The 4,801-nt window shown below is 43.2% G+C and carries 4 protein-coding genes; all 4 read left to right on the top strand.

The genetic code is table 11. From position 1 onward, the window contains the following. The coding region (locus GCCT14_RS03600; RefSeq protein ID WP_204592948.1) for a hypothetical protein at positions 1-998 on the top strand (998 nt) is incomplete at its 5' end. Beyond that, the gene (gene infB, locus GCCT14_RS03595; RefSeq protein ID WP_108624279.1) at positions 946-3,843 is read left to right on the top strand and encodes a translation initiation factor IF-2; all 2,898 of its coding nucleotides are present in this window, start codon (positions 946-948) and stop codon (positions 3,841-3,843) included. The genes GCCT14_RS03600 and infB, both read left to right, overlap by 53 nt. Continuing rightward, a complete protein-coding gene (rbfA, locus tag GCCT14_RS03590; RefSeq protein WP_108624278.1) occupies positions 3,819-4,166 on the top strand; it encodes a 30S ribosome-binding factor RbfA in 348 nt (115 codons plus the stop codon). The genes infB and rbfA overlap by 25 nt, the downstream gene beginning before the upstream one ends. Before the next feature lie 6 nt (positions 4,167-4,172). Then, the coding region (gene truB / locus GCCT14_RS03585; protein ID WP_108624277.1) for a tRNA pseudouridine(55) synthase TruB at positions 4,173-4,801 on the top strand (629 nt) is incomplete at its 3' end.

Here is a 4,801-nt window from a genome sequence, read left to right as displayed (position 1 = left end):
TGGTACACGGTTCTGTGAGAAAGGTTTTGAGTAATGGCGGAGTTATTATTGATCTTGGCCATGTGGAAGGGTTTTTGTTTCGTAAAGACATGTCTCCTTTAGACAACTTTGAGGTTGGGGACCGTGTATGTTCTTTGTTGCTTGAGGTCAGAGACTCTCTCGATGGAGGCGCTAGTTTAGTTCTTTCTCGTGCAAGCCCCCAATTCGTGCATCGGCTTTTGTTGCAAAATGTATTTGAATTGCAATCTGGGGCTATTGTTGTTGAGAGAATTGCTCGTGAAGCAGGATTGAGGACGAAGATAGCTGTTAGATCTCAGGACTCTTCAATTGACCCTGTGAAGGCTTGTGTTGGATTTAAAGGAACGAAGATTCGAAATGTAGTTCGTGAGTTGATGAATGAGCGTGTAGAGGTCTTCCCTTTCAGTTCTGTTAAGAGTGAGTTTTTGCAAAATGCTCTCGGTTCTATAATCATCAGGAAACTGTACGAAGAGAATGGGACGACGTACGTAGTCGTGGACGATGAGTCCTACGCGGCGGCTCTTGGCAAAAAGGGGTCGAACGCTAGACTGTTGGGCGTCTTGGCAAATGAGCCTCAGGGAATTGGCCTTGTGAAGTGGAGTGCTTACTGCCGGCGTGCGGTTGTGGAAAGATGCGAATTGTCTGATGGTGATTCCGCTTTGCTAGATAATCCTTTGGATATTATCGGCGTGAGCTCGCTAATACTTGACAACCTAGTCGATGCGGGTCTCGATACGTATCGCAAGTTGTTGATGGTAAGGCAGGAGGATTTAGCACAGATTCCGGGAATCAGTTTAGAACTAGCCTCTCGCATTCTAGAACAAACGACAAACAAGGTGAGAAGTTTTGGCAAAGAATTTGAAGCTGAAGGTGAAGAATGCCCAACTAGCCGAGCAGATATCCGAGGCCTTGAAGGACAGCCTGAAGATGAAAATCGAGGGAGTTCAGAAGGAGAAAACGAAGGAGTTCAAGCAGACTGAGGAGGATTCTTCTTCTGCGTCAGCGTGTAGTTCAGTTGTTGTCGAAGGAGCCCATGCTGGTAAGTCAAAGACGTCTGCTAGGAAAGCTATTAAATCCGAGCAGTCATCTTTGTTACAGCCTTCGTCATCTGATGATCTTTCTTCTGTTTCCGTGGACGGCGACCTGAATTCTTCAGTTCGAGTGTCGAGTTCTGAAAGTTTTGATATTGTCGAAAAGTTTCGTTCTCCTGTCTTAACCTCATCCACAGACCAACCTGTGTCAAACGAAAGTTCAGATTCTGTTCCTGTGGCAAAAGTTTCTACAGTTTCAGACTCTGACTCACATGGGGAAGGTTTTTCGTTGCGACCTCGTGGAAGAGTTTCTTCTGATAAAGCCCAAAAGAGTGAATTTCAACATCGCCCATTTAAGGGCAGTGGGTCTTTTTTTTCTCGGGATAAGAAGTCATCTATTTTTTCTAGAGGAAAATCGAGACATCAAGGACCTCAACAGGCTCGATCTCCTGAGCTACCCCCGGGGTTTGGTAGTGATTCATCTTCTCAAGGCAATATTCCAGATTGGGTGCAAACACTTGATCATTCTCGTGCCGGATTAGGGCCGACTGGGCGTCATGTAAAGGATATGGTAACTCCTCCTGTTTGCCCTTCCTCAAATGAGTCCGTGGGTGCACAGCCGGATAAGCAATCTATTCCTAGATCTCGTTCCCAATTTAAAAATTCTCCGGCGAAATCCGAAAAGACATTTTCTTCTTTTTCTTCTGCTCCTCGTGATAGGGGGTTATTTTCTAAGAAAGTCTTTTCAGAAGCCGCTTCTGCTCCTGTTCCTTCCGTTGGTCGCAGTCGTGGAAGTGGTTTTTCTTCATCTGGTAAAGACAGTTCGTCAAGAGATAGAGGAGGTGGTGGTAGAGGGGAGGCTTCTAGGTCTAAAAATTCTGGCAAGCACGGTGAAGGAAGAAGAGGGCAATCTTTTCGCTCCGGATATGCCTCTTCTTCTCATTCGAAAAAACCGTCTCTTTTGAAGAAAGCTGAGATTGATGCTCCTCCTGTTATTCCTGAAAATTTGAAAGTAGCGTTGCCTATTTCTGTTTCTAGCTTAGCATCGTCCATGAAGATGCGAACTGCTCAGTTGATTTCCAGAATGTTCATGCAGGGTGTTGTATTAAGGCCAAATGATGTTTTGAATCAAGAGGCTCTGGTGCATTTGATCGGTAGTGAATTTGGGTGCACTATTGAAGTAAACCTGCAAGCGCTCGAAAGGGGACAAGTATTTAGAAAAACTATTCTAGAAGAATTAAAACAAGCAGATCCTGGAGATTTAGTTTCGCGTCCACCTGTTGTTTCATTGGTAGGTCATGTGGATCATGGTAAAACTTCGTTAATTGATGCGATCCGCAAATCTGATTTGGCTCGACATGAAACTGGTGAGATTACGCAGCATATTGGCGCTTTTACTATCTTTACAGAGGACGCATCTCCGGCAACGATTCTTGATACTCCTGGTCATGAGGCGTTCAGTGCTATGCGTGATAGGGGCATACGAATTTCGGATATTGTTTTACTTGTAGTCTCTGGGGATGAAGGCATCAAAACTCAGACTGAAGAAGCAATCTCATTGATTAAGGAATCTGGAAGTTCGCTTATTGTCGTTATTACAAAGTCTGATAGGCCGAACTTTGACGAAGAACGTGTGATGAAGCAGTTGGCAAACTGTGATCTTTTGCCTGAGTCTTGGGGTGGTTCTGTTGTAACGACAACTTGTTCTGCTAAGAAGGGAGACGGAATATCAGAGCTACTTGAGCTTGTTCTTTTGCAGGCGAGTTTGCTCCAGTTGCAAGCTAATCCTAAAGATCGTGCGCGTGGTGTAATTATAGAATCTCGTATTGACTCTGGATTAGGACCTTCAGCCACAATTCTCGTACAAAATGGAACCTTATTTCAGGGTGATTTAGTTGTTGCAGGTTCATCATGTGGAAGGATTCGTACTATTAAAAATGACCGAGGAAAGCACTTAAAAGAAGTCGCATCTGGGTTTGCTGCTTTCGTTTCCGGGTTTTCCTCGCCTCCCAATGTAGGTGAGCCTTTTGTCGTCGTACCGAATGAGCAGGAGGCAAAATGGGCTACTGAGTTGCATTCCAAATCACGTGTAGCTGTTCGTGCTCCTTCTGTTTCTCCTGAAAGCTTTATGGAACTTGGGTTAGTGACAAAAAAAAGAACTTTATTCGTTATGCTCTGTGGAGATGTTTACGGTTCTGTAGAAGCTTTAGGACAAGCTTTGCGAGAAATACCTTCAGAGAGGGTAGAAATAGAAATTGTTCACCAAGCTGTTGGGGTAATTGGAGAGTCTCTTGTTTCTTTGGCTGCGGCCTCTAAGGCTGTTATTATTGGATTTCAAACATCTGTTGATATTAGAGCTCAAGTTATGGCCAAAAACTTATGTGTTTCTATTCATATTTTCCAAATTATTTATCGCGCGGTTGAAAGGGTCACTGAGCTCATGCAAGGGCTCCTTGACAAGACATGTCATGAGAAATTTTCTGGAATCGCTGAAGTCCGCGCTATATTTAAGTCTTCTAAATTTGGCGTGATTGCTGGATGTGGTGTGGTTAATGGGGTTGTAAAGAGAAATCAGTTGATTCGTGTTATGCGCGATGGTAAGGCTCTTCATAAAGGTCGAATTATATCTATGCGAACTGGGAGAGATGATTTAAAGGAGAGCAGCAAAGGTTTTGAATGTGGAATCATTGTGGAAAATTTTTCTGATTTTCAGATCGGAGATGAGCTTCATTCATTTGATTTGATCTATCTCAGTCAAGGGTTGTTAGAATGCGACGACGAAAAGCAAGATTAGATTCTTTGTTGAGAGAAGTTATAGATGAAGTGATTCGGTGTCGTGTTGCCGATCCTAGGCTTTCTGCAATTTGGACGATTACTGAGGTAGATGTTTCTCCTGATTTGAGATGTGCTCGTGTGGGAGTTAGTGTGTTAGGTAGCGAAACTGATAGAGATGCAATAGTTCTTCTTCTTCAGTCTATTTCAAAATGGATAGGAGTGGAATCGTCTCGGCGTGTTCGGCTCCGTTTATTTCCTTCTCTTCAATTTTTCTCTGATCGTCGTATGGAAGAAGCTGCTCGCTTAGATGAGATATTACGTAAAACTAAATGTACGAGCTAAATTTCATTGGGTGATCAATTGGAGGGAGTTCTCCCAGTTTATAAGCCAGCAGGGATGTCGTCTTTTTCTGTAGTATCCCGTGTTAGAAAGTTTTTATCAAAGGGCACAAAAGTAGGTCATACTGGAACTCTAGATCGGTTTGCGGAAGGTGTTTTAGTTATTCTTATTGGTAGATCGTATACTCGTTTAAGTGACGTTTTTATGAGCCATAGAAAAGTTTACAGAGCCGTTTTAGAATTGGGGCATGAAACGGACACTTTAGACACTGCAGGGGCTCCTACGCATTTTTCAGGCCATTTCCCAGAATATTCTGAACTTGATAATGCGCTTTCTTCGTTTCTTGGAGAGATTGATCATGTCCCTCCAGTCTATTCTGCAAAAAAATTTCAAGGTAGACGTCTAAGTGATTGGGCACGAGAGGGTCAGTCTGTTATGCCAAGACATGCACGTATCTATGTTTATTCTGTTGAATTAATCGACTATAAAGCTCCTCTCGTAGAGTTTCGAATAGAATGTTCTAAAGGCAGTTACATACGTTCATTGGGTCGAGATCTGGCTCGAAAAGTGCTTTCCAGGGGTCATCTTGTGACTTTAGTGCGAGAAAAAAACGGTTTTTTTTGTGTTGACGATACAAT

It is taken from the genome of Candidatus Similichlamydia epinepheli (genome assembly GCF_003056015.1).
The sequence above is the reverse complement of the archived record's forward strand: the minus strand, read 5'-3'. Positions and strand labels throughout refer to the sequence as shown.

Coding starts and splice junctions, on each gene's coding strand:
- infB (WP_108624279.1), top strand. CDS start 946: ATGAAAATCGAGGGAGTTCAGAAGGAGAAAACGAAGGAGTTCAAGCAG.
- rbfA (WP_108624278.1), top strand. CDS start 3,819: ATGCGACGACGAAAAGCAAGATTAGATTCTTTGTTGAGAGAAGTTATA.